This window comes from Nesterenkonia sp. PF2B19, assembly GCF_001758425.2.
GTDB lineage: Bacteria > Actinomycetota > Actinomycetes > Actinomycetales > Micrococcaceae > Nesterenkonia > Nesterenkonia aethiopica.
Genome location: NZ_MDSS02000017.1, coordinates 26,343 through 49,837, shown reverse-complemented (window position 1 = coordinate 49,837; position 23,495 = coordinate 26,343). Strand labels below are relative to the sequence as shown.

The window sequence follows — 23,495 nt, the reverse complement described above, 5'->3', positions numbered from 1 at the left end:
CCTCACTCTCCTGCAGTCTGGGCCGTGACGGCGGGCTCGGCGGCCAGCTCGGGGATCTGGGCCCACAGCGGTTCGGCGTCGGCGGTGAGCAGACGCTCCAGGGCCGCACCGGCGTGGTAGACCCGGGCGTCCTCACGGGCGGGCGCGAGGAACTGGATGCCCACCGGCAGCTGGCCGCCGGCGCGTCGTCGGCCAGCCCGCCGGGCACCGAGATGCCCGGGACACCGGCCAGGTTCGCCGGGATGGTGGCCACGTCGTTGAGGTACATGGCCAGCGGGTCGTCGAGCTTCTCCCCCAGCCGGAACGCCACGGTGGGCGAGGTCGGGGAGATCAGCACGTCGGCCTGCTCGAAGGCGGCCTCGAAGTCCTGCTGGATGAGGGTGCGGACCTTCTGCGCCGAGCCGTAGTAGGCGTCGTAGTAGCCGGCCGACAGGGCGTAGGTGCCCAGCACGATGCGGCGCTTGACCTCGTCCCCGAAGCCGGCGGCGCGGGTCGCCCCCATGACGCGTTCGATCGTCAGCGGCCCGTCCTCGGGGAGCACACGGTGGCCGTAGCGCACACCGTCATAGCGGGCGAGGTTGGAAGAGGCTTCCGAGGGCATGATGAGGTAGTAGGCGCTCAGCGCATGCTCGAAGCTGGGGCAGTCGACCTCCACGATCTCCGCACCGGCCTCACGCAGCGCGTCCAGGGCCTCCTGGAAGCGGGCGAGCACGCCCTGCTGGTAGCCCTCCCCCTGCAGCTGCCGGATGACGCCGACCTTCAGGCCCGTCACGTCCACCCGGCGGGCCGCCTGGGCGAAGTCCGGCACCTCATCCGTCAGGGAGGTGGAGTCCTTCGGGTCGTGGCCGGCGATGAGCGCATGCAGCAGCGCGGCGTCCTCGGTGGTCCGGGCCACCGGGCCGATCTGGTCCAGCGAGGACGCCATGGCGATGGCCCCGTAGCGGGAGACCGAGCCGTAGGTGGGCTTGGTGCCCACGGTGCCGGTCACCGCCCCGGGCTGCCGGATGGAACCGCCGGTGTCCGTCCCCAGGGCCAGCGGGGCCTCGAAGGCGGCGACGGCGGCCTCGAGCCTCCGCCCGAGCCGCCCGGGATGCGGTCCAGGTCCCACGGGTTGCGGGTCACACCGTAGGCGGAGTGCTCCGTGGAGGAGCCCATCGCGAACTCGTCGAGGTTGGTCTTGCCCAGGATCGGCAGCCGGGCGGCCCGGATCTTCTCGATGACGGTGGCGTCATAGGGGCTCATCCAGCCCTCGAGCATCTTCGAGCCGGCCGTGGTGGGCTGCCCGACGGTCACGATCAGGTCCTTGATCGCAATGGGCACCCCGGCCAGCGGGTGCAGCGCCTCGGCGTCACCACCTCCGGCGGCGCGGATCTTGTCCACTTCGGCGGCGGTGTCCAGGGCCTCCTCGGCGGAGACGTGGAGGAAGGCGTTGATGCCGCGGTCCCCGCCGTCGACGGCGGCGATGCGGTCCAGGTGGGCCTGCACGAGCTCGGTGGAGGTGATCTCCCCGGCGCGCAGCTTCTCCGCCATCTGAGCGGCGGTCAGTCGGATCAGCTCAGTCATGGTCAGCCTCACTCCTCGTCCAGGATCGCCGGAACCTTGAATCGCCCGTCCTCGGCGTCGGGGGCGTTGAGCAGAGACTGCTCCTCGGTGAAGACCTCGCCGACGACGTCCTCACGGAAGACGTTGGTCAGCGGCAGCGGGTGGCTGGTGGCGGGCACGTCCTCGGAGACCGCCTCGGACACCTTCTTCACGGAGTCCACGATGACGGCCAGCTCGCCGGCCATCGTCGTCAGCTCCTCCTCGGTCATGCTGATATGTGCAAGTGTGGCCAGATGCTCGACGTCGGCGCGCGAGATCTCAGACATGCAGCTCCTACGGGGTCGTGGGGTTCACACGTGGATTTCGAAGTCCCCGACAGTCTAGTCGAGGCACCTGACGGGGACGGTCGGACTCCGTGCCCGGCCCAGGCCAGGTTCAGGGCGATCTCAGGCGGCCTACGGGGCGTCCGAAGAACGGGAAGCGGGCGTCCTTGCCGTGCTGCTCCCGGGTGATCACCAGGTCCCGGCTCGGGTCCTCGACGAATCCTTCGGAGCGGTACAGCCGGTGGGCCGCGGTCATGGAGACCAGACTGCACAGCACGATGCCCTCCGCACCGGCCTGCTCCGCCCGGCCGATGAGGTGCCGCACCATGGTCCGGGCGATCCCCCGGCCCTGGAACGCGGGCGCCACCGAGAGCATCCGGAACTCCATCTCGGTGCCGCGGGCGAGCTCGGCGAGCGCGTCGCCGGGCCAGGCGATGACGGCGGAGGCGGCGACCACGCCGTCGACCTCGGCCACGATCAGCTCGCCATGCTCCGCTCGGTAGGCGACGTCGGCCAGCTGGGAGATGTAGGGATCATCCGCCGACAGATGACCGCCGTCGACATAGGCTGCGACGGTGAGCTCGCCGATACGGGCATGATCGTCGAGCCGGGCCGGACGGATCACCGCCTCAGGGAGAGTGGAAGAACGCTCCGGCGCGGCACCGTCTTCGAGGAACTGGCCGGTCATCGGGCAGCGCCTTCTCCCGGCACCTTCCCATCCTGCGCCCGCCCGTCGTCCGCCCGCTCGTCGTCCGCCTGCCCGTCCTGTGCCTGTTCCTCGGCGAGGCCGATGGGCAGCGGGCGCAGCCGCGTATGGGGGATGCCGATGTCTCCGATGAGACACCAGTCTCCCCGCACCGAGCTGTCCGCCACGGCCGGGCGCCGCACCGGCACCCCGGCCTCCTCGGCGATCAGTGCGGCGGCGGACCAGTCGTGCTCCTGGATGCCGAACTCCGCGAAGGCCTCCACCGTGCCGTCAGCGACCATGCAGATGTCCAGGGCCGCTGCCCCGAGGCGCCGCAGATTGCCGAAGCTGTCGAGCATGGCGGCGACGGCGGCGGTCTGCTGAGCGCGCCGTTCGGGGTCGTAGCCGAAGCCGGTCGAGAGCAGACCCGCGGACAGGCTGCCCCGCGGGCCGCGCAGACGCACCGGATCCCCGATCGGCCGACCGGGTCCCTCCCCGTCGAGACGAGAGGTGAACGCCCCGCCGTCGCGCGAGGCCCACCAGAGGCGGCGCAGCCCGGGAGCATGGACGACGCCGACCAGCCACTGACCGTCGGGGCCCTGCACCGCCACCGAGGTGCCGTAGTAGAGGATGCCGCGCACGAAGTTGGTGGTTCCGTCGAGCGGGTCGATCGACCAGCGGTAGCCGGTGGCGCCGTCGGGGGCGACGGTGCCGTACTCCTCCCCCGTGACCGTGTCCTCAGGGCGCCGACGCCGCAGCACCGTGCGCACGGCCTGCTCGGCACGACGGTCGAAGTCGGTCACCAGGTCGGACTCCGAGCTCTTGGTCTCCACCCCGTCACTGCCCAGGGCCAGTCCGGAGGGCGCGACGTCGTCCCGCCCGGCCAGCACGGCGGCTCCGGCGGCGGCGGCCTCGCGGGCGATGTCCAGCAGCTGATGCGCAGCGGTCACGATGTGGTCTCCCAACCCTCGTCGATGATGTGTGGTGCACGTGATGTGACTCCTGATGAGCCGGGCGTCGTGCCGGGTCTCAGGACTCGAGGCCCTCGGGCCCCCTCTGCAGCAGGACGCCGAACTGCTCCTCGTCCAGCACCGGCACCCCCAGCGATGCGGCCTTGTCCAGCTTGGAGCCGGCGTTGGCTCCGGCCACGACGTAGGCGGTCTTCTTCGACACGGAGCCGGCGGCCCGGCCTCCGCGGGCGATGATCGCCTCTTTGGACTCGTCCCGGGACCAGTTCTCCAGACTGCCGGTGACCACCACCGTCAGGCCTTCGAGGGTGCGCGGCGTCTCCTCGTCGACGTCGTCGACCATGCGGACCCCGGCCTCCGCCCAACGCTCCACGATCCGCCGGTGCCAGTCCAGCGAGAACCACTCGTGCACCGCCGCCGCGATGGTGGGGCCCACTCCGTCGATGCCGGCGAGCTCCTCCTCGTCGGCGGCCTGGATCTTCTCCAGCGAGCCGTAGGCGGCGGCCAGGGCCCGCGAGGCGGTGGGGCCGACGTGCCGGATGGACAGCGCCACCAGCACACGCCACAGCGGCTGCTCCTTGGCCTTCTCCAGCTCGGAGAACAGCGTGCGGCAACGGTCGTTGGGATCCCCGTCCTGCTTGGCGAAGTACCGCTCCACGGTCCACAGTCCGGTCTTCGTCCACGTGCGCGAGGCGGCGTCGTAGTGCCGCTCCTCCCGCCAGACGTAGACGTCCTTGAGGTCCTCCGGGGAGAGGTGGAAGAGATCGGCCTCGTTGCGCAGCACCGGCGTCTGGGGCTCCGGCATCCCGTCCTCGCCGAAGGTCACCGTGACCCCCGACTCTGCGACGGCCTCGCGGCTGACCAGCTCGGGGAGGTCCGGGCGGCGGAAGTCCGGATCTGTCAGCGCACGACCGCCCTCCTCTCCGAGGCCCTCGATGTCCAGGGCGCCCCGGGAGCCGACGTGGATGACCCGTTCGGCCAGCTGGGCGGGACACGACTCCGCATTAGGACAGCGATAATCGACGTCGCCCTCCTTCGCGGGACGCAGCTCGGTCCCGCAGGCCGGGCACTTCACCGGGAAGACGAACTCGTGGAGCTCCTCCTCCCGTCCCTCGCGGGAGGGAAGCACCGGACCCAGCACCTCAGGGATGACGTCGCCGGCCTTGCGCACGATCACGTCGTCGCCGATCAGCACGCCCTTGGCCCGGACCACGTCCTGATTGTGCAGAGTGGCGCGGGAGACCACTGAGCCGGCGACCTTCTGGGGCTCCAGCACGGCGAAGGGCGTGACCCGGCCGGTGCGGCCCACCTGCACCTGGATGTCCACCAGGCGCGTGTGGACCTCCTCCGGCGGGTACTTGTAGGCGGCCGCCCAGCGCGGGACCCGCGAGGTGTGGCCCAGCGCGCGCTGCTGGTCGAAGTCGTCCACCTTGATCACGACGCCGTCGATCTCATGGACCAGCTCGTGGCGCCTGGACTGGTGCTCGTCCAGGTAGGCCTCGATGTCCTCATAGCTGCGCAGCAGCTTCGTGTAGGGACTGACCGGCAGGCCCCAGGAGGCCAGCAGCTCATAGGCCTCATGCTGCGAGCCCAGGTCGAGGCCCTCTCGGGCGCCGAGTCCGTGGACGAACATGCTCAGCGGGCGCTCGGCGGTCTTGGCGGGGTCCTTCTGCCGCAGCGAGCCCGCCGCGGCGTTGCGGGGGTTCGCCAGCGGCGGCTTCCCGGCGGCCGTGAGCCGCTCGTTGAAGGCGTGGAACTGCTCGGTGGGCATGAAGATCTCTCCGCGGACCTCCAACTCCGCAGGGTGACCCTCACCGGAGAGCCGCTGCGGGATGTCCTCGATGGTCAGCACGTTGTGGGTGACGTCCTCGCCGGTGGTGCCGTCGCCTCGGGTGGCCGCGCGGACCAGGCGGCCCTCCCGGTAGAGCAGGTTGATGGCCAGCCCGTCGATCTTGACCTCGGTGAGCCAGGTGGGCGTCGCGTCGGGGCGCACCTCGGCCAGAGAGGCGACGGCGCGGTCATACCAGGCGCGCAGCTCGGAGCGGGAGAAGACGTCCTCCAGGGAATACATGCGCTGCAGATGGGTGACCGGGGAGAACGCCTCGGAGACCTCGCCGCCGACCTCCTGCGTGGGTGAGTCCGCCGAGACGATCTCCGGATGCTCGGCCTCAATGCGCTGCAGCCGGGAGTAGAGCTCATCGAACTCCGCGTCAGAGATCAGCGGGGCGTCCTCCTGGTAGTACGCCACCCGATGGCGACGCACCTCCTCCACGAGCTGCTCGTACTCCTCACGCAGCGCCGTCGGCGGAGCGGATGGCTCGGCCGACGGCGCTGAGGCGGGCTCTGCGGTGGGTTCGGGAGCGGGCTCGACGGCGTCGCGGTCAGCAGTCTCGGTCACGCGCACCAGTCTATGACCTCCCCCGGACATGATCAGAGGCCCCGCGCATCCGAGCCACGAGACCTCGGCCACGGCAGGCCCCATGCGTGGCCGCTCGACCCCGCGCCGCCCGGCGACGAGGATGGAGCCATGACTTCCGGACCTGCCGACGACGGCGCACGACGCGCCCAGGGCAGCCTGCTGGTGCTCCTCGGGCTCGGCTGTCAGCAGGTGGGGGCGGCCCTGGCGGTCCTCGTCTTCCCCGCTGCGGGGCCTGTGGGCATGGTGGCCCTGCGCCTGGTGCTCTCCGCCGGCGTCCTGTGGGCCCTGGTCCGGCCCCGGGTCCGCGGCCTGTCCGCCCGGTCCTGGGGCGTGGCCGCCGGGTACGGACTCGTGCTGGCCGGTATGAACATCGCCTTCTACCTGGCGCTGGATCGCCTGCCGCTGGGCACCACGGTCACCCTGGAGATCCTGGGGCCGCTCACCCTGAGCGTCCTCGCGTCACGCCGGTGGCTCAGCGCACTGTGGGCCGGGACCGCCTTCGCCGGCGTCGCGATGATCGGCTGGGACCCCGCCACGGAGCTGGATCCCGTCGGCGTGGTCTTCGCTCTGCTGGCCGCGGCGCTGTGGGCCGCCTACATCATGATGACCAGGCGCACCGGCCAGGAGTTCACCGGATTGATCGGTCTGACCCTGGGCATGACCGTCGGCGGCCTGGCGGTCGCGCCCGTCGCCGTCGTCACCAGCGGTTCCGCGCTGTTCCAGCCGCACATCCTGCTGATCGGCCTGGGGGTGGCGCTGCTGTCCTCCACGGTGCCCTATGCGTTGGAGATGCTGGCGCTGCGGCGGCTGCCGCCCAGCGCCTTCGCGATCCTTCTGGCCCTGGCCCCGGCGATCGCGGCGGGCGCCGGATTCCTCCTGCTCGGCCAGCAGCTCTCGGTCCATGCGCTGCTGGGCATGGGACTGGTGGTGGTCGCCGCGATGGGATCGGTGCGCGGATGAGGCGCGCGGTGCGGCACCTTCCGGATCCGCGAGCAGGATCCGCGAGCAGGGTCGGCGGGACTCAACCCTCGCGGACGTCCACCACGATCACGGTGACGTTGTCCCGGCCGCCTTCGCGCAGCGCCTGGTGGATCAGCCAGTCCACGGTGTCCTGGGGGGAGCGTCCGGCGTCGAGGATGTCGGCGATCTGCTGGTCGGTCAGCTCTCCGGTGAGCCCGTCGGAGCAGATCAGCAGCCGCTGGCCGGCCTCCACCGGCGCCATCGTGTAATCGCCGCTGAACAGGTCGCCGGCACCGAGGGCGCGGGTGATGACGTTGCGGTTCGGGTGGTCGCGGAGCTCCTCGGCGGTGATCATCCCGGACTCGAACATCTCCTGGACCTGCGAGTGGTCGCGGGTCAGCTGACGCAGCCGCCCGTCCTGGTGCAGATAGGTGCGCGAGTCACCGATGTTGAACACCAGCCACTGCAGCCGCTGGCCGGCCTCCACCAGCACCGCGCCGGTCAGCGTGGTGCCGGCCTTGGCGTCGGTGGCCTCGCGGATCCGCTCGTCGGCGTCGTCCAGGCAGGCCTGCAGCTCCACCCGGGTGATCGGCCCCGGAGCGGGGTCCCAGCCTCGGCGAGCGCCTGCACCGCCAGGGCGGAGGCCACCTCGCCGGCCTCGTGGCCGCCCATGCCGTCCGCGACGGCGAACAGCGAGTCGGTGACCACCGACGAGTCCTCATTGAGCTCACGGCGCAGACCGACGTGCGAGCCGTACCCGTAGTCCAGGTAGAGCCCGTGGTCCGGGCGCGGCTGCTGCTCGTCGTCCATGGTCGTCTGGTGCCCTTCGGTCAGTGGGTGCGGGAGATCCGTGCGGCGCGAGGGTGCGCCGGGTCACCAGACCATCATGTCACGATGAGGTCACGTTCCACAGCCGCGACGAGAGCTCAGGAGTTCTCCAGGACGATCCCCGTGCCGCCGGCGCGCAGCAGCATGTGCGGCTGCACCTCCCCGAACCCGCGCACGATCCGCGGCGGCTGCGGGACCAGCAGGTAGTCGTCCTCGGACTCCAGAGCCCGGGCCGTGACGGAGTCCACCAGGATGGTGCCGGGATCGGCCAGGGCCGTGAGCCGGGCCGCGAGGTTCACGGTGGGCCCATAGATGTCGCCCATCCGGGACAGCACGCGCCCCCAGACCACGGACACCCGGGCCTGGGGCAGGACGTCGTCGGCGGCGATCGTCTCGGCCAGGGCCAGTGCGATCTCCGCACCGGCCTCCGGGGTCTCGGCGTTGAACAGGACTTCGTCGCCGACGGTCTTGACGAGCCGACCGCCGCCGATGGAGATGATCTCCGCGCAGCGGGACTCGAAACGCTGCACGGTCTGCGCCAGAGTGCGTTCGTTCATGGTGCGGGACAGCGAGGTGTAGGAGACGAGGTCCGCGAAGCCGACGGCACGGGCCAGCGGCAGCGGAGAGTCGTGCTCGGAGCCGTCCCGGCCCTGGGCGGTGGCGGCCAGCCCGGACTCCACTCGCACAGTGAGCCGCTGCAGCGCCGCGGAGAGCTGCCGGCGCCAGGCGTAGCTCATGAGGCTCTCGATCGGCGCGATCAGCTCCGGCAGGGTCTCCACCACCTGGGTCCGTGCCGTGGCGTCGGAGAGCTGCTGGTTGGCGATCTTGTCCTCCACCAGCGCCTCGATCTGCCAGACCACCATGCGGTCGGTCATCTGGCCCACCGAACGGGTCAGCGAGATCGCGGTCTCCTCGTTGAGGTGGCCGTCGCGCACCAGCGAGATCATCGTGGACAGCGCCTCGACGTCGGCGTCGGTGAACGCCTTGACGTCGTCGTCCAGGTTGGGGAAGCCCAGGGCGCGCCACAGCTTGCGGGCGGCGTGGGTGGAGACGCCGAGCTCGCGGGCCATCTCCCGGTAGGTCAGGGTGCGCTCGGCACCGAGCAGCCGGCGTTCCAGGTCCCGGATGCCGCGGTGCCAGTCCTGCTGCTCCACCGTGGGGATCGGGATCGCAGCAGTCTCCGGCGCCCGCTCCCAGCCGTCCGGCGCGGATCCCGACGACGACGACGGCGGCACCCGCCGGGGCCGAGGGGGCCGAGGGGGCCGAGGCCGCTGAGGCCGCTGAGGCCGCTGACCGTGCGGCCGAACGGGCCTCAGCGCGGGTCCGGCCCGCGGGACGTCCCGACCTCTCGTCTCCGGGGTCATGCGGGGTGTGCGCCACCGGCGCCGGCTCGGACGACGGACCGCCTTCCCGTGCACGTCCCTCACCAGAACCGCCCTCACCAGAACTGTGTGGGCCGGCGTCCGGAGCAGGGGGAGCCGGAGGCGTGGGGGCAGTGGCGGCGGGTGAGTCCCCGGGCGCGCGCGCACCCCACCGGGCACGGCCGCCGCGGGGCGGGGCAGGGCGATCTCTCCGGTGTGCAGGCTCGGCGTGGTGACGGGCCGCGGGGACGGGAAGTCGGACCAGTCGGACGGGCGGCGGCGAGCTGCTCGTCGGTGTACCCGACGGCGTCGCGGTCGATCTCCCCGGTCTCACCGGTCAGACTGTGGGCCCCGGGATCCGCGTCGACGTCGTGGCGGGGGGTCCTCCGGGGGCGTGGACGCGTCTCCGGAATCGCCTTCCGGGGCGCCGAAGCCGCGCCGGCGGGCCCGCTCCCAGGCGAGCCGCCCATGCTCGGCCGGGCTCTCCTGGGGACCGGTCTGACGCCGGGCGGACTCGTCTCGAGACTCATCGACCATGGTCACACCGCCTGTCCCGGAGACTGTCCGAATCGTGGCTGCTGCCGGGGCGCCGCAGTGCCCGGCGGGGAGGAGTGCCCCTGAGGATGGGGGGACTGCTGGGCGGCGTGCTGCCGGGCGGCGGCCTGCCGGTAGGTGCTCAGCTCCTCGGCCATGACCGTGTGGAAGTGCTCGACGTCCGGCATGTCTGTCAGCACCGTGCGCTGCTGCTGACCGTAGGCGCCGTGCAGCAGCACCAGATCGCCGGCTCCCTGGACGGCCTGCAGCCGCGACTGCTTCAGCTGCACCTCGGACATCAGCCCCAGCGGCACCACCACCGGCTGAGGGGCGCCGAGGATGTTCTTCTGCACCACCCGCAACGTGGTGAGGTAGGTGTGCCGCAGCGCCCACCGCAGCAGGGGGCGGAGCGTACCGAGCACCAGGACCAGACCGCCGGCCACCCAGATCAGGAACACCCCGATGTGGCTGTAGTACCGGATGAACTCCGGCTGCGAACCGCGGGACACGTAGCCGAGGAGGAAGCTCATCACGGTGACCGTGACGAGCAGGTTCACCAGGGCCGGGATCAGCGCACGAAGATGAGCGCGTGTGCGCACGACGACCTGTTCGCCGTCCACGAGCTTCAGCTTCATCGCGTGCCCTCGTCCTCCGCTCTGATCAGGTCAGACCTGTGCCGCCGGTCCGGCGAGGTCCGCGGCCAGTCTACCCGTGGGTCTCAGGCCTGCGCCCGCCGCAGGTGGATGACGTCTCCGGCGGAGAAAGGCCGTCGCCGCTGCGCCGCCGAGCCCTCCACCGCCTCCCACGGCGCCTCCGGCGCGCTCCGACGCCGGGTGACCTCCACCTGCAGGGAGCCGTCGTCCTGCAGCCCGACCGCGGTGCCGCTTTCGGCTCCCCCACCGGGCAGCTCCACACGCACCTCCTGGCCGAGGGTGTCCATGACCTCCTGCACGCGGGCACCCAGCGCACTGTCCCGCACGGAGCCGCGGGCCGCAACGCCCTCCAGGTCGGCGAGGTTCTGCGCCAGACGCTCCAACAGTGCGGCGAGCACCTCGGTGCGCAGCGTCGCGAGGTCGGGCGACCCCGCCCCGGCCGCCGACGCCCGTCCCTCGCCCAGTCGATCCAGCTCCAGCAGCACCGAGGTGGACGTCGGCGTCGGCAGGTCCTCGGCGCGCAGCAGCACGTTGATCCCGATCCCCAGCACCACGGTCACCCCACCGGCGGCGCCCGCAGGGACGGGCGCCAGCACCGCCAGGATTCCGGAGATCTTGCGCCCGTCGATGTGCACGTCGTTGGGCCATTTCAGCTGCGCCGGGATGCCGTGGCGCTCCCGGAGAACCTCTACGAGGCTCAGGCCGGCCACCAAAGAGATCCAGGGCAGCTGGCGCGTGGGGTCGACGCCGTCGCGTCCCGGACGCAGCACCACGGAGGTGGACAGCGAGGTCCGCGGAGGCGAGGACCAGCCGCGGCCGAGCCGACCGGTGGCCCCCGTCTGCTCCTCCGCGGTGAGCACGGACAGATGCGGCCAGGTCTCGGCGAAGCCCGGCTCCCCGGCCGCCCGAGAGAGCTGCAGGTTGGTGGAGTCGACAGCCTCGACCACCCGCAGCCGGGAGTACGGGCCCTCGGCGACCAGCTGCTGACGCAGCCACGCGGCGTCCAGGGGCGACGCCGTCGTCGGCTGCTGCTCGCCGCCGGTGTTCACTGTGCCGCCGAGGGCCTCGGTGCTCGCTGTGCTTCCTGTGCTGTCCTGTGTCATGCGGCTCCTCCGCCTCCTGCAGCTGCGCGGTGCCGTAGGAGGGCACCTGATGACCGGGCGCCGAGACCCGGCCGGAGCGACCGGAGGTCAGCGGCTCAGAGGAAGATGTCCGGGATGAGCTCGCGCCCGTGCTCCACAGCGTAGTCGGAGAGGTCCTCCACGCCCGCGGCGGCCAGCACCTTCGCGTCGGTGAGGAATTCTCCGGTGCGGCGTCCGGCGGCACCGGAGAGCAGCGCGAGCGCCGCATCCGCGACCACTCCCGGGGTGCGGGCCGAACGGATCATCTCCTCCCCTCCGGGCATCGCCCGGATGGCCGCGGTGTCGATGAGGGTGGCGGGCCACAGGGAGTTCACGTCCACGCCGTCGGCGGCCAGCTCCTGAGCCAGGCCGGCGGTCGTCATGGACATGCCGTACTTGGCCATCGTGTAGCCCAGGTGGCGGCCGAACCACTGCGGGTCCAGGCGCCCGTCGGCGCCGGTCAGCGGCGGAGACAGGGTGAGGATCTGCGCGTGGCGGCCGTCGGCGGCGGCCTGACGCAGATGCGGCATCGCCGTCTTGGACAGGTGGAAGGTGCCGCGGACGTTGATGTCGTGCATCAGGTCGTAGCGCTTCATGTCCAGGGCCTCGGTGGTGGACAGATCGATGGCCGACGCGTTGTTGATGACGATGTCCACGCCACCGAACTCGCTGACCGTGGTGTCCACGGCGCGGAGCACGTCGGCGTCCTCGCGCAGATCCCCGACGATCGCCAGGCCGCGACCTCCGGCGGCCTCGACGTCGGCCACGGCGGTGTGGACGGTGCCGGCGAGCTTGGGATGCGGGGTGTCGGTCTTGGCGAGCATGGCGATGTGGGCACCGCGCCCGGCGAGCGCGACGGCGATGGCGTGCCCGATGCCGCGGCTTCCGCCGGACATCAGCACGCGGGCGCGTGGAGATCCCGGGGGCCGATCAGCTGGGTGGCGTCGTGGCGGGGGTGGGTGCTGCTGGCTCAGTCATGCCCTCAATTCTACTCATGAGTAACCCCCTTCTGTCATCTGCGTCACATCGACATCCGACCCCCGGGCCAGCCTTGTAGGGTTCCTACAGTCGTCAGACCCCTGCCCCGGGCTAGACTGGCCGCTGGATTGTAGAGTTCCTGAAGGATCCGGCAGTGACCCCGATGACGCCCCGCGCGTCCCGCGGCGCCGCCGTCCACCCGACCGCCGGAGAAAAGGGTTCCCCACGGACGATGAGCACCTCCCCCCGCACTGACGCCAGCGCCAGCACCGACGGCCGCACCGCCCCGAAGCCGGGCGCGGAGCATGATCTGGCGACCACCGCCGGGAAGCTGGCCGAGTTCCGCCGCCGTCGGGACCAGACCCACGCCCCCGCCGGGGAGGCGGCCGTGGAGAAGCAGCACTCCCGCGGCAAGCACACGGCCCGCGAGCGCATCGAGATGCTGCTGGACCCCGACTCCTTCGTGGAGCTCGACGCCCTGGCCGTGCACCGCTCCACCTCCTTCGGCATGGAGAAGAAGAAGCTGCTCGGCGACGGCGTCGTCTCCGGCTACGGCACCATCGACGGTCGTCTGGTCGCCGTCTACTCCCAGGACTTCACCGTCTTCGGCGGCTCCCTCTCCGCGGTCAACGGGGAGAAGATCGTCAAGGTCCAGGAGTTCGCCGCCCGCAACGGATGCCCGGTGATCGGCATCAACGACGGCGGCGGCGCCCGCATCCAGGAGGGCGTGGCCTCCCTGGCCATGTTCGCCGACATCTTCCGGAACAACGTCCACTCCTCCGGCGTGGTTCCCCAGATCACCCTGATCATGGGCCCCTCGGCCGGCGGGGCGGCCTACTCCCCGGCGCTGACCGACTTCGTGATCATGGTGGACAAGTCCTCCCACATGTTCATCACCGGCCCCGACGTCATCAAGTCGGTCACCGGCGAGGACGTGGACATGGAGACCCTCGGCGGGGCGCGACAGCACAACACCACCACCGGCACCGCCGCCTACCTGGCCTCCGACGAGGAGGACGCCCTCGAGTTCGTCAAGGAGCTGCTGGAGTTCCTGCCGCTGAACAACCTCGCCGAAGCCCCGGTGGAGCCGGCCGAGGAGCGGGCGAAGATCGAGGCCGAGGACGAGGCGCTGAACACCCTCATCCCCGACTCCGCCAACCAGCCCTATGACATGCACGTCGTCATCGAGCAGATCCTCGACGACGGCCACTTCCTGGAGCTGCAGGCCCTCTACGCCCCCAACGTGGTGATCGGACTGGGCCGGGTGGAGGGCCGCAGCGTCGGCGTCGTCGCCAACCAGCCCTCCCAGTTCGCCGGAACCCTGGACATCGCGGCCAGCGAGAAGGCCGCCCGCTTCGTCCGCTTCTGCGACGCGTTCAACATCCCGATCCTCACCCTGGTGGACGTGCCCGGCTTCCTTCCCGGCACCGACCAGGAGTTCAACGGCATCATCCGCCGCGGGGCCAAGCTGCTCTACGCCTACGCCGAGGCCACCGTCCCCAAGATCACGGTGATCACCCGCAAGGCCTTCGGCGGGGCCTACATCGTCATGGGCTCCAAGAAGCTCGGCGCCGATGTGAATCTCGCCTGGCCCACCGCGCAGATCGGTGTGATGGGCGCCCAGGGTGCGGTCAACATCCTGCACCGTCGGGAGCTGGCCGCCGTGGAGAAGGAAGGCGGAGACGTCGAGGCCCGGCGCGCCGAGCTCATCGACGACTACGAGACCGAGCTGCTCAACCCCTACCAGTCCGCCGAGCTGGGCTACATCGACGCCGTCATCGAGCCGGCCGAGACGCGCTGGCAGGTCACCAAGGCGCTGCGGGCGACCTTCCACAAGCGGGAGGCACGGCCGGCCAAGAAGCACGGCAACATCCCGCTGTGACTCGCCGCACCTGCAGCACCTGCAGCACCGAGACCGCCGCTGGGCCCCGCCGGGCCCGACGTCCAGGAAGGAGGCGACGCCGATGACCGAGACCACCCAGGACCCGACCGAGGGGGACTCCCCGGAGACACCCGTCCTGCAGCTCACCGGCACCCCGCTGGGCGCGGAGGAGCTCGCCGCGGTGCGCCGTCGTCGGGCGCCTCGCCACCGCGGAGCCCGTGGAGGACGCCGACGCCGGAGGGACCGGCCCGCGGGACCGCACTCTGCAGCGGCGCCGCCATCTGGGCCTGTGGGGCCGCCCCGGCACGGACTCCTGGCAGCACGCGGCAGGACTGAGGTGACCCGGTGAGCGCACATCATGACAAGACTCCCCGACTGATCCTCGCCTCCGCCTCCCCCAGCCGCCGTCAGATCCTCGAGGAGGCCGGCCTCGACTTCGAGGTCGTCGTCTCCGAGGTGGACGAGCCCGCCGTCGTGGCCTCCGCCGTCGAGGCGCTCGGACCGCTGACCCCCGCCGAGGAGGCGCTGCTGCTGGCCCGCACCAAGGCCGAGGACGTCGCCTCCCGAGGCGCGGCCCGCGGCGCCTGGTGCTGGGCTGCGACTCCGTCTTCGAGCTCGACGGCGTCGCCTACGGTAAGCCCTATGAGGTAGAGGTGGCGGTGCAGCGCTGGCGGCATATGCGGGGCGCCACCGGCATCCTGCACACGGGCCACTGGCTGGTGGACGCCTCGAGCGCCACACGCACCACCGGCTCCAGCTGGCTGGGCCAGAGGCCCGGCCACGACGGCGAGCTGAAGGCCGCCGGCGAGACCGTCTCCACCCGCATCACCTTCGGCCGGCCCACCGATGAGCAGATCCGCGACTACGCCGAGTCCGGGGAGCCCCTGCACTGCGCGGGGGCCTTCACCCTGGAGGGCGCGGCCGCGAAGTTCATCGAGCACGTCGACGGCGACCGCGAGTCGGTCATCGGCGTCTCGCCCGCCGCGCTGGCCCGGCTGCGCGCCCAGCTGGCGCCTGAGGCCCCTCCCGTGTCGAGCGGCCGAGGATGACGGGATCTCCGGCGATGCGACGGCGTGTCGCCGGACAGATGCCGTCAGAATCGGCCACCAGATGAAGAATTCGCAGCGTCCACCCCGACTACCAGGAGTGCAGAAGAGACCATGACCCAGTTCAGCAAGGTGCTGATCGCCAACCGCGGGGAGATCGCGGTGCGGGTGATCCGTGCGGCCCGTGACGAGGGGCTGTCGACCGTCGCCGTCTACGCCGACCCGGACCGCGACGCCGTCCACGTCACCATGGCCGACGAGGCCTACTCCCTGGGCGGAGCCACCGCGGCGGACAGCTACCTGGTGGTCGAGAAGATCCTGGAGGCCGCCCGCGCCACCGATGCGGACGCCGTGCACCCCGGCTACGGCTTCCTCTCCGAGAACGCCGACTTCGCCCGTGCCGTGCGCCTGGCCGGACTGACCTGGATCGGCCCCTCCCCCGAGGCCATCGAGACGCTGGGCGACAAGGTCTCCGCCCGCCAGCTGGCCGAGAAGGTCGGCGCCCCGCTGGCGCCCGGCACCAAGCAGCCGGTCAAGGACGCCAAAGAGGTCATCAGGTTCGCGGACAAGCAGGGTCTGCCCATCGCCATCAAGGCCGCCCACGGCGGCGGCGGGCGCGGCATCAAGGTGGTCCGCGAGCATGAGGAGATCACCGAGCTCTACGAGTCCGCCGTCCGCGAGGCCACCGCGGCCTTCGGGCGGGGCGAGTGCTTCATCGAGCGCTACCTGGACGCGCCGCGGCACGTGGAGACCCAGTGCCTGGCCGACGAGCACGGCAACGTGGTGGTGGTCTCCACCCGTGACTGCTCCCTGCAGCGGCGCAACCAGAAGCTCGTGGAGGAGGCTCCCGCGCCGTTCTTGAGCCGCCAGCAGAACCGGCAGCTCTACCGCGCCTCGAAGGCGATCCTCCGCGAGGCCGGCTACACCGGCGCCGGGACCTGCGAGTTCCTGGTGGGCCGCGACGGCACCATCAGCTTCCTGGAGGTCAACACCCGCCTGCAGGTGGAGCACCCGGTCTCCGAAGAGGTCACCGGCATCGACCTGGTCCGAGAGCAGTTCAGGATCGCCCGCGGCGAGCGGCTGGGCTACGACGACCCGGAGGTCCGCGGCCACAGTATCGAGTTCCGCATCAACGGCGAGGACGCCGGACGGAACTTCATGCCCGCCCCCGGCAAGCTCGAGCGCTTCGACCTGCCCAGCGGGCCGGGCGTGCGCGTGGACTCCGGCGTGCGCGCCGGGGAGACGATCTCCGGGGCCTTCGACTCCATGATCGCCAAGCTGATCGTCACCGGCGCCACCCGGGAGCAGGCCGTCCAGCGGGCCCGCCGCGCCCTGGCGGAGATGACCGTCGAGGGCATGCCCACGGTGATCCCCTTCCACCGCCAGGTCCTCGAGGATCCGGCGTTCGTCCCCGAGCTGGCCGAGCACGACGGCGGCCACGGCCACCGGAAGGCGCCGACGTCGTTCTCGGTGCACACCCGGTGGATCGAGACCGAGTTCGACAACACGATCCAGCCGTTCAACATGCTGGCCGCTCACGCCGATCCCGAGCACGAGGAGGAGCGCGCCTCCGTGGTCATGGAGGTCAACGGCAAACGCGTCACCGTCGGACTGCCTGCCTCTCTGGCGGCCGGCAAGCTCGCCACCCAGGCGGGCAAGAAGCGACGCCGCAAGCGCACCGCCGCGGCCACCGGCGCCTCCGGGGACCAGCTGACCTCGCCCATGCAGGGCACCATCGTGAAGGTCCACGCCAAGAACGGGGACAAGGTGGCCGAGGGCGACCTGATCCTGGTGCTGGAGGCCATGAAGATGGAGCAGCCGCTGACCGCCCACAAGGCCGGCAAGCTCAAAGGGCTCAAGGCCGCGGCCGGCGCCTCGGTGAGCGCGGGAGAGGTGCTCGCCACGATCGAGGGCTGAGCAGCCGCACTCCGGGATGGCCCCGGAGGGATTGTCGCTGGACGTCGTCTCAGTGCGCGTCGTCCGACGATCCCTCCGGGGTCATCGCTGTTCCGCCCGATGGCTTCGCGGTTTGGGCCCTTTTGACGCGTGAATCTGCGCCAAAAGGGCCCAAACCGCAGAAGCATCGTTGTATTCGGCGCAGATCCCCCTCAGTAGTACACCGCCAGCGGTCCGTTCGGCCCCGGCACCACCTGCACGTCGGTGTTGAACACTCGGGTCAGGACGTCGTCGCGCATGATCTCGGCCGGAGTGCCGTGCTCCACCACCTGCCCGTCCTTCATGGCCAGGATCCTGTCCGAGTAGTGGGCGGCGAAGTTGATGTCGTGCAGCACGATGACCACGGTCCGGTCGAGCTCGTCGGCAGCACGGCGCAGCTGCTTCATCATCGCCACCGCGTGCTGCATGTCCAGGTTGTTCAGCGGCTCGTCCAGCAGCACGTAGTCGGTGTTCTGCGCCAGCACCATGGCTACATACGCCCGCTGTCGCTGCCCGCCGGAGAGCTGGTCCAGATACCGGTCCTCCAGGTCGGTGAGGTCCAGAAAGTCGATCGCCTCGGAGATGTACTTCTCGTCCCCCAGCGTCAGCCTGCCCTTCGAATAGGGGAAGCGCCCGAAGCTGACCAGCTGCCGCACCGTGAGCCGGGTGACGAAGTGGTTCTCCTGGCGCAGCACGGAGATGATCTTCGCGATCGCCTTCGAGGGCGTGTTGACGACGTCGTGACCGGCCACCTCGATGCGCCCGGAGTCCAGGCTCAGCAGCCGGCCGATCATCGTGAGGATCGTGGACTTTCCCGCCCCGTTGGGGCCCACCAGGGCGGTGATCCCGCCGGCGTCGATGTCGACGCTGACCGGCCCGATCGACACGGACGAGGAGTAGGCCTTGCTGACATCGGTCAGGGAGATCACAGGCGTCCCTTTCGCAGGAGGAAGAACAGGAAGACGAGCCCGCCGACGAGCTCCACGATCACCGTCACCGCTCCCCCCGCGTCCCAGACGTGGCGCAGGACGAAGTAGCTCGCGGAGAGGACCGCGTAGCCGCACAGGAACCCGAGCGGGAAGAGGTGCCGGTGCGAGTAGGTGTCGCCGAACTGGTAGGCCAGGGCGGCGGTGAGGAAGCCCAGGAACATCATCGGACCCACCAGCGCGGTGGCCAGGGAGACCAGGATGGAGACCAGCAGCAGGATCTTGATGACCTCCCGCTTGTGGTTCAGCCCCAGGTTGGTGGCATTGTCCTTCCCCAACGCGATGACGTTGAGCTTCGGCGCCCACAGCCACAGCACGACGGCGACGGCGAGCGCGATCGGGATCGCGTAGGGCAGGTACTCGGCCCGGGCGTTGGAGAGGTTGCCGAAGAGCCGTGCGGTGAGCACGTCGAACTCGGAGGGGGTGAGCATCCGCTGCATGAAGGTGGACAGCGAACCCAACGTGCCGCCGAGCACCACACCCACGAGCAGCATGATGTGGATGTTGGAGAACTTCCCGGACAGCAGCCACGTGTAGAGGCCGGTGGCCAGCAGCATCATGACCGCCATCTGCAGGAAGAACTGCGGAACGCCCACCAGCATGACGACCCCGGTGATGCCGAAGAGGTAGACGAATCCGGTCTGAATAGCGGTGTAGAGGGAGCCGAAGCCCATGATGCCGGGGGTGATGATCCGGTTGTTGACCGCCGTCTGGAAGGCGATGGTGGCCATGGCGTGGCACAGGGCGACGACGGCGATGGTCAGCAGGGAGTCCCGCCGCATCCCGGCGATGAGCCACCACCCGTCGGAGCCCACGGGCATGGGGTTGTTGTAGAACAGGATCCCGGCCGTGGAGCCCAGCGAGATGAGGATCAGCACGGCGGTGACCAGTGCGTAGACCCGACGGTGCCGCCGGCCGGTGAGGGGCCCGGAGCGGCGCGACTGCTGCGGCGTCTGCTGCGTCCCCCTTTGCGCGGGCGCGTCCTGCGCGGTCTTGAGCATCACGTGACGAGTCCTCCCTTGCGGCGCTGCCTCAGCAGCAGCCCGATGAACACGATCCCACCGACCAGGCCCAGCACCATGGAGACGGGGACCTCGAAGGGAGCGATGATGAGCCGGCCGATGAGGTCGCACAGGGTCACAGTGGAGATCCCGACCAGACACACCCAGGGAAGGTTGCTGCGCAGGTCGTCGCCGCGGAACAGGGCCACGATGTTGGGCACCACCAGGCCCAGGAACGGCAGGGTCCCCACCACGGTGGCGGTGACCCCGGTGGCGACGGCGACCATGGCGGTGCCCATGAACAGCACGAGCGTGTAGTTCAGCCCCACATTGGTGGCCATGTCCTTGCCGAGCCCGGCGGCGGTGAACTGATCGGCCACCAGAAACACCAGCACGGTGACGGCCAGCACGATCCACATCAGCTCATAGCGGCCCTGGATCACGCCGGTGAAGGATCCCTGGAACCAGATGCCGAGCGTCTGGAGGGTGTCGGTCATCAGTGCCAGATAGGTGGTGAAGGAGCTGACCACCGCACCGAGCATGATCCCGATGATGGGCACGATGAGGCTGGACTTCAGCGAGACCCGGCGCAGGAACAGGAAGAACACCATGGTGCCCAGGAACGCCATCGCCACGGCAGCGGACATACGGGCCAGCAACGAGGCGGTGGGGGCCAGCCACATGACCAGGATGAGACCGAGTCCTGCCCATTCGGTGGTCCCGGTGGTGGTGGGCTCCACGAAGCGGTTCTGTGTCAGCAGCTGCATGATGACCCCGCACATGGCCATCGAGGCTCCGGCGAGCACGAGCGCGACGGTTCGCGGGATGCGGGTGATGCCGAACATCCAGAAATTGCCCTCGGCAAAGACGTCGAACTGCCCCACCAGCAGTGAGGCGGCCAGCAGGCCGAGGGTGACGACGACGGCGAGCAGGAACGACGGCGTCAGCAGCGGGCGCCGTCGGGAGCGCTGCTCGTCGACGAGGATGTCGCGGCTCGTGTAGGCGATGTCCTGCCGCAGCGTGGAGGTCATGTTGTCTTTCCGGGTGGGTCAGGTGCAGGGCACGGCCGAGCCCCGCCCGTGAGAAGACGGCCGGGGCTCGACCGGCTCAGCGGTCGGCGTCGAGGACGCTCACCGGGCGGCCTCGAGCGCGTCGGCGAAGTCCTCCAGGAACTCGGTGTAGGCCTGGATGTCCTCGGTGAGGTACATGTTCTGCGGCATGTAGACGATCTGGTCCTCCTGCACCGCAGTGACCTCCTGCAGCGCCGGGGAGTCGGCGATCAGCTCGCCGGCCGGGGTGTACTCGGGGTCGTCGGGGGCCATGCCGTCGCGGTCCAGGACGATGATCCAGTCCGGGTTCGAATCGGCGATGGCCTCCACGGAGATGTCGTCGCCCTCATGGTCGCTGGACTGGTCGTCGACCTCCAGCGCCGGGACGAGGTCGAACTCCTGGAAGATCGGGGCCACTCCGCGGCCCTGGTTCGGGCCGGCGTAGTTGATGTCCCCGCCGGAGGTCAGCACTCCCATCACGCTGGAGTCGCCGTCGTAGGCGGCCTCCACCCGGTCCATGGCGGCCTGCAGGCCCTCGACGAGTTCGGCGGCCTCGTCCTCGGCTTCGAATACCTGGCCGAGCTTTTCGGTCATCTCGATCAGCCCGTCGAAGAATGTCTCCGGGTCGGTGGTGGCCTCGTCGAACTCGAGGATCACGCTGTCATCCGGCAGCAGGGCGGCGATGTCGTCGTAGTACTGCTGGTAGCGCTGCCCGGTGACGACCAGGTCCGGCTCCGCAGCGACGATGAGCTCGAGGTTGGGCTCACGGTGGTTGCCGGTGTCGAGGATGTCCTCGTCGTCGGCGTAGTCGGTGATCCCGGTGCCCATCAGAGCCCGGGCGGCGACGGTCAGCTCGACGCCGAAGTCCTCCAGCGTGCGGAAGGTGCGGTTGTCGAACGCGCCGACGGACTCGATGGAGTCCACGTCGATCTCATGGGTGCCGTGGTCGTCGTCGATGGTGACGACACCGGCACCCTGTGACGACGAGGCCGCGTCGGCGTCGGATCCCGCCTCGGATCTGGAGTCGGACCCGGCGGATGCGTCGGAGCAGGCGGTCAGCGCCAGGGCGGCGACGGCGAGCACGGACAGCCCGGCGGCGGCACGGGAGGTGGAGCTGGTGGTCTCAGCAGAGGTCATGGGGCCTTCCTCAAGGTCACGGGTCGGCGCCGGTGCGGGGCGGCCGACAGTGGTGGAGTGTGTGATGGACTCGGGTGCGAGGCGGCGGGTCGGACCACAGACTGCGAAAGAGGTCACACCTACCTTCGCCGAATGACTTAGCCCAGCCTAAGCAAATAAGAACCTATCGACTTGGCTAATGCGCTGCAAGTTGGTGACGGCCCCATGACGGATCGCAGCCCTCCACAGCCTCGTCGGACCGGACGGACCAGCATTCGAGGGCGGCTCCGGCTAGGCTGGCGGAGATGTCTGAGACCTCTGCGCTCGCCCCGCTGCTGACGCCCGAGGCTGGGAGCTGCTGAACTCGCTCCCGCCCTATGATGCCGACGACGCCGCCCGGCTCAACACCGAGCTGCGGCGCGCCGGCCACTCGCCGGAGCTGGTGGCCGCCGCACTGACGCAGTCCCGCCTGCGCCGGGACGCCGCAGCGAAGTTCGGTGACTTCGCCGCCCGGATGCTGTTCACCCAGGACGGGCTGCAGCAGGCCACCCGACTGCCCGTGGCGGCGGGTCACGCCCGGCGCTTCCGCGAGGCGGGCCTCACCCATGTGGCAGACCTGGGATGCGGCCTGGGAGGCGATGCGCTGGCACTGGCCTCCCTGGGACTGGAGGTCATCGCCGTCGACGCCGACGAGGATGCCGCCGCGGCGGCGACGATGAACCTCACGCCGTTCCCAGAGGCCGAGGTCCGGCACACCACCGCGGAGGCCTTCGTCGCGGAGATGGGCCTGACGATCGGCCAGCCCGACGAGCCGGACGGGACAGACAGGACAGACGGGGCAGACAGGACAGACGGTCCGGGCGGCGCCCCGCCGGCTGGGGCCTGTGGCTGGATCCGGCGCGCCGGAATGCGGGCCGCGGGCACAGCGCCGACGGCGCCTCACGCCGCATATGGGACCCGGAGTCCTTCTCTCCGCCGCTGAGCTTCGTGACCTCGCTGGCCGCCACTGGCATCCCCCTGGGCGTGAAGCTGGGGCCGGGGATCCCGCATGAGCTCATCCCCGCCGACTGCGAGGCCGAGTGGGTCAGTGTGGACGGCCACGTGGTGGAGGTGGTCCTGTGGTTCAACGCACTGGCGCGCCCCGGGGTGCGACGCGCGGCGACTGTCCGCAGCGCGGACGCCGTGGAGGAGCTGACCTCCGCCGCTGAGTTCGGCGAGCGCCCCGACGCCGAGGCCCTGGGCCCGGACGGGCTCTCCGGACTGCTGTGTGAGCCTGACGGCGCCGTGATCCGCGCCGGGCTGGTCTCCGATCTGGCCGAACGGCTCGGCGGAGCCATGCTGGACGAGCACATCGCCTACTTCGTGCTCCCCGACCGGGCCGCGCCGCCGTCGACCTCCGCCGTCCGGTGCCACCGCGTGGTGGAGGTCTTCCCGTTCCAGGTCAAGCGACTGCGCGCCTGGGTGCAGGAGCACGGCGTGACCAGCGTGGAGATCAAGAAGCGCGGGGTGGACCTGGTGCCGGAGACGCTGCGCAAGCAGATCCTCGCCGGGCAGGACGGGCGCGGCAAAAACGGACGCAGGAAGGACGGACGGGAGAGGACCGCCGCGACGGCGGATCTGCCGCCCGCGGGACCCCGGCACCGCACCCTGGTGATCACGCGGGTCGCGACCAGCGGCTGGTCGCCGTCGTCGAGCCGGCCTGAGGTCCCGGGCTTGTCTCAGGCGCCGGTGCGACGCCCGGTGCTGCCGTCGAATCAGGCGCCTGGCTTCCGCTGCGCCTGACTCATCCGCGTGAGGTCAGGCGCTCAGCCAGCCAGGCGTCCAGCTCCCGATGGATGGCCGCCGGAGATTCGACCGGCCCCAAGTGTCCGACGCCTGCGAGCGTGGTCGTCTCCGGGTCCCCGGGGAGGGCGCGACGGAGCCGGTGGGCCTGCTCGACTGCGATCCAGGGGTCGTCCTCACCCCAGCCGATGCGCACCGGGCAGCGCAGCTCGCCCAGGCGGTCGACCACCGGGCGGGTGTCCTCCACCCGCAGCTGGGAGATCTGGCGGTAGAAGGCCGCCTGACCCGTGGGGCCCAACCACGGTTCGGTGAGGATCTCCACCCAA

At 70.6% G+C, this 23,495-nt stretch carries 23 protein-coding genes and 1 pseudogene; 8 read left to right on the top strand and 16 right to left on the bottom strand.

Going from position 1 to position 23,495, the window contains the following annotated elements; genetic code table 11:
- Window positions 1–2 precede the first annotated feature (2 nt).
- The 5 genes and pseudogenes from gatA to ligA all read right to left on the bottom strand — a co-directional run bounded on the left by gatA (window position 3) and on the right by ligA (window position 5,916).
- Window positions 3–1,563, bottom strand: a pseudogene (gene gatA / locus BCY76_RS07065) (Asp-tRNA(Asn)/Glu-tRNA(Gln) amidotransferase subunit GatA).
- Window positions 1,564–1,571: 8 nt separating this feature from the next.
- Window positions 1,572–1,868, bottom strand: a complete 297-nt coding sequence (gatC, locus tag BCY76_RS07060) for an Asp-tRNA(Asn)/Glu-tRNA(Gln) amidotransferase subunit GatC (RefSeq protein WP_070162280.1) — start codon at window positions 1,866–1,868, stop codon at window positions 1,572–1,574.
- 109 nt (window positions 1,869–1,977) lie between these two features.
- A complete protein-coding gene (locus BCY76_RS07055; RefSeq protein ID WP_085437421.1) occupies window positions 1,978–2,553 on the bottom strand; it encodes a GNAT family N-acetyltransferase in 576 nt (191 codons plus the stop codon).
- Entirely contained in the window at window positions 2,550–3,500 is a 951-nt protein-coding gene (locus BCY76_RS07050) for an inositol monophosphatase family protein (protein ID WP_085437430.1), read from the bottom strand. The genes BCY76_RS07055 and BCY76_RS07050 overlap by 4 nt, the downstream gene beginning before the upstream one ends.
- A gap of 79 nt (window positions 3,501–3,579) precedes the next feature.
- On the bottom strand, window positions 3,580–5,916 hold the full coding sequence (gene ligA / locus BCY76_RS07045) for an NAD-dependent DNA ligase LigA (RefSeq protein WP_237090023.1): 2,337 nt from the start codon (window positions 5,914–5,916) through the stop codon (window positions 3,580–3,582).
- 129 nt (window positions 5,917–6,045) lie between these two features.
- Between ligA and BCY76_RS19875 the strand changes: the two genes are divergently transcribed.
- Entirely contained in the window at window positions 6,046–6,897 is an 852-nt protein-coding gene (locus BCY76_RS19875; RefSeq protein WP_070162285.1) for an EamA family transporter, read from the top strand.
- A gap of 61 nt (window positions 6,898–6,958) precedes the next feature.
- Here BCY76_RS19875 and BCY76_RS07035 read toward each other — a convergent pair whose 3' ends face one another.
- The 6 genes from BCY76_RS07035 to BCY76_RS07015 form a co-directional block, all read right to left on the bottom strand.
- The gene (locus BCY76_RS07035; RefSeq protein WP_070162287.1) at window positions 6,959–7,477 is read right to left on the bottom strand and encodes a PP2C family protein-serine/threonine phosphatase; all 519 of its coding nucleotides are present in this window, start codon (window positions 7,475–7,477) and stop codon (window positions 6,959–6,961) included.
- Window positions 7,399–7,707, bottom strand: a complete 309-nt coding sequence (locus tag BCY76_RS17505) for a PP2C family protein-serine/threonine phosphatase (protein ID WP_070162288.1) — start codon at window positions 7,705–7,707, stop codon at window positions 7,399–7,401. The genes BCY76_RS07035 and BCY76_RS17505 overlap by 79 nt, the downstream gene beginning before the upstream one ends.
- 116 nt (window positions 7,708–7,823) lie before the next feature.
- Window positions 7,824–8,960, bottom strand: coding sequence for an adenylate/guanylate cyclase domain-containing protein (locus BCY76_RS07030; protein ID WP_237090022.1), 1,137 nt, complete (start codon window positions 8,958–8,960; stop codon window positions 7,824–7,826).
- Between the two features lie 665 nt (window positions 8,961–9,625).
- Complete coding sequence (locus tag BCY76_RS07025) at window positions 9,626–10,255, bottom strand: hypothetical protein (RefSeq protein WP_070159435.1); 630 nt, start codon at window positions 10,253–10,255, stop codon at window positions 9,626–9,628.
- An 83-nt stretch (window positions 10,256–10,338) separates the two neighbouring features.
- Window positions 10,339–11,376, bottom strand: a complete 1,038-nt coding sequence (locus BCY76_RS07020; protein WP_070159433.1) for a biotin--[acetyl-CoA-carboxylase] ligase — start codon at window positions 11,374–11,376, stop codon at window positions 10,339–10,341.
- Between the two features lie 95 nt (window positions 11,377–11,471).
- Entirely contained in the window at window positions 11,472–12,290 is an 819-nt protein-coding gene (locus BCY76_RS07015; protein WP_083277417.1) for an SDR family oxidoreductase, read from the bottom strand.
- A gap of 314 nt (window positions 12,291–12,604) precedes the next feature.
- Between BCY76_RS07015 and BCY76_RS07010 the strand changes: the two genes are divergently transcribed.
- The 5 genes from BCY76_RS07010 (at window position 12,605) to BCY76_RS07000 (ending at window position 17,217) form a co-directional block, all read left to right on the top strand.
- On the top strand, window positions 12,605–14,254 hold the full coding sequence (locus BCY76_RS07010) for an acyl-CoA carboxylase subunit beta (protein ID WP_083277415.1): 1,650 nt from the start codon (window positions 12,605–12,607) through the stop codon (window positions 14,252–14,254).
- Window positions 14,255–14,336: 82 nt separating this feature from the next.
- The gene (locus BCY76_RS17500) at window positions 14,337–14,603 is read left to right on the top strand and encodes a hypothetical protein (RefSeq protein ID WP_139827666.1); all 267 of its coding nucleotides are present in this window, start codon (window positions 14,337–14,339) and stop codon (window positions 14,601–14,603) included.
- The gene (locus tag BCY76_RS19870) at window positions 14,600–14,905 is read left to right on the top strand and encodes a Maf family protein (protein WP_272896825.1); all 306 of its coding nucleotides are present in this window, start codon (window positions 14,600–14,602) and stop codon (window positions 14,903–14,905) included. Before BCY76_RS17500 ends, BCY76_RS19870 begins: the two co-directional genes overlap by 4 nt.
- Complete coding sequence (locus BCY76_RS07005; protein WP_272896824.1) at window positions 14,842–15,303, top strand: Maf family protein; 462 nt, start codon at window positions 14,842–14,844, stop codon at window positions 15,301–15,303. The genes BCY76_RS19870 and BCY76_RS07005 overlap by 64 nt, the downstream gene beginning before the upstream one ends.
- A 111-nt stretch (window positions 15,304–15,414) precedes the next feature.
- Complete coding sequence (locus tag BCY76_RS07000; protein ID WP_085437418.1) at window positions 15,415–17,217, top strand: acetyl/propionyl/methylcrotonyl-CoA carboxylase subunit alpha; 1,803 nt, start codon at window positions 15,415–15,417, stop codon at window positions 17,215–17,217.
- 191 nt (window positions 17,218–17,408) lie between these two features.
- Here BCY76_RS07000 and BCY76_RS06995 read toward each other — a convergent pair whose 3' ends face one another.
- The 4 genes from BCY76_RS06995 to BCY76_RS06980 all read right to left on the bottom strand — a co-directional run bounded on the left by BCY76_RS06995 (window position 17,409) and on the right by BCY76_RS06980 (window position 21,408).
- Entirely contained in the window at window positions 17,409–18,164 is a 756-nt protein-coding gene (locus BCY76_RS06995; protein ID WP_070159428.1) for an iron ABC transporter ATP-binding protein, read from the bottom strand.
- Window positions 18,161–19,222, bottom strand: a complete 1,062-nt coding sequence (locus tag BCY76_RS06990) for an iron chelate uptake ABC transporter family permease subunit (protein ID WP_085437428.1) — start codon at window positions 19,220–19,222, stop codon at window positions 18,161–18,163. The genes BCY76_RS06995 and BCY76_RS06990 overlap by 4 nt, the downstream gene beginning before the upstream one ends.
- Window positions 19,222–20,253: an ABC transporter permease gene (locus tag BCY76_RS06985; RefSeq protein WP_083277414.1), complete on the bottom strand. Its 1,032-nt coding sequence runs from the start codon at window positions 20,251–20,253 to the stop codon at window positions 19,222–19,224. The genes BCY76_RS06990 and BCY76_RS06985 overlap by 1 nt, the downstream gene beginning before the upstream one ends.
- 99 nt (window positions 20,254–20,352) lie before the next feature.
- Entirely contained in the window at window positions 20,353–21,408 is a 1,056-nt protein-coding gene (locus BCY76_RS06980) for a siderophore ABC transporter substrate-binding protein (protein WP_070159427.1), read from the bottom strand.
- A 421-nt stretch (window positions 21,409–21,829) separates the two neighbouring features.
- Between BCY76_RS06980 and BCY76_RS19090 the strand changes: the two genes are divergently transcribed.
- Window positions 21,830–22,369, top strand: coding sequence for a hypothetical protein (locus BCY76_RS19090; RefSeq protein ID WP_237090021.1), 540 nt, complete (start codon window positions 21,830–21,832; stop codon window positions 22,367–22,369).
- 5 nt (window positions 22,370–22,374) lie between these two features.
- The gene (locus tag BCY76_RS19085) at window positions 22,375–23,169 is read left to right on the top strand and encodes a THUMP-like domain-containing protein (RefSeq protein WP_070159422.1); all 795 of its coding nucleotides are present in this window, start codon (window positions 22,375–22,377) and stop codon (window positions 23,167–23,169) included.
- Between the two features lies 1 nt (window position 23,170).
- On the opposite strand, the gene BCY76_RS19080 is transcribed toward BCY76_RS19085, so the two are convergent.
- On the bottom strand, window positions 23,171–23,491 hold the full coding sequence (locus BCY76_RS19080) for an alpha/beta fold hydrolase (protein ID WP_237090020.1): 321 nt from the start codon (window positions 23,489–23,491) through the stop codon (window positions 23,171–23,173).
- Window positions 23,492–23,495: the final 4 nt, after the last annotated feature.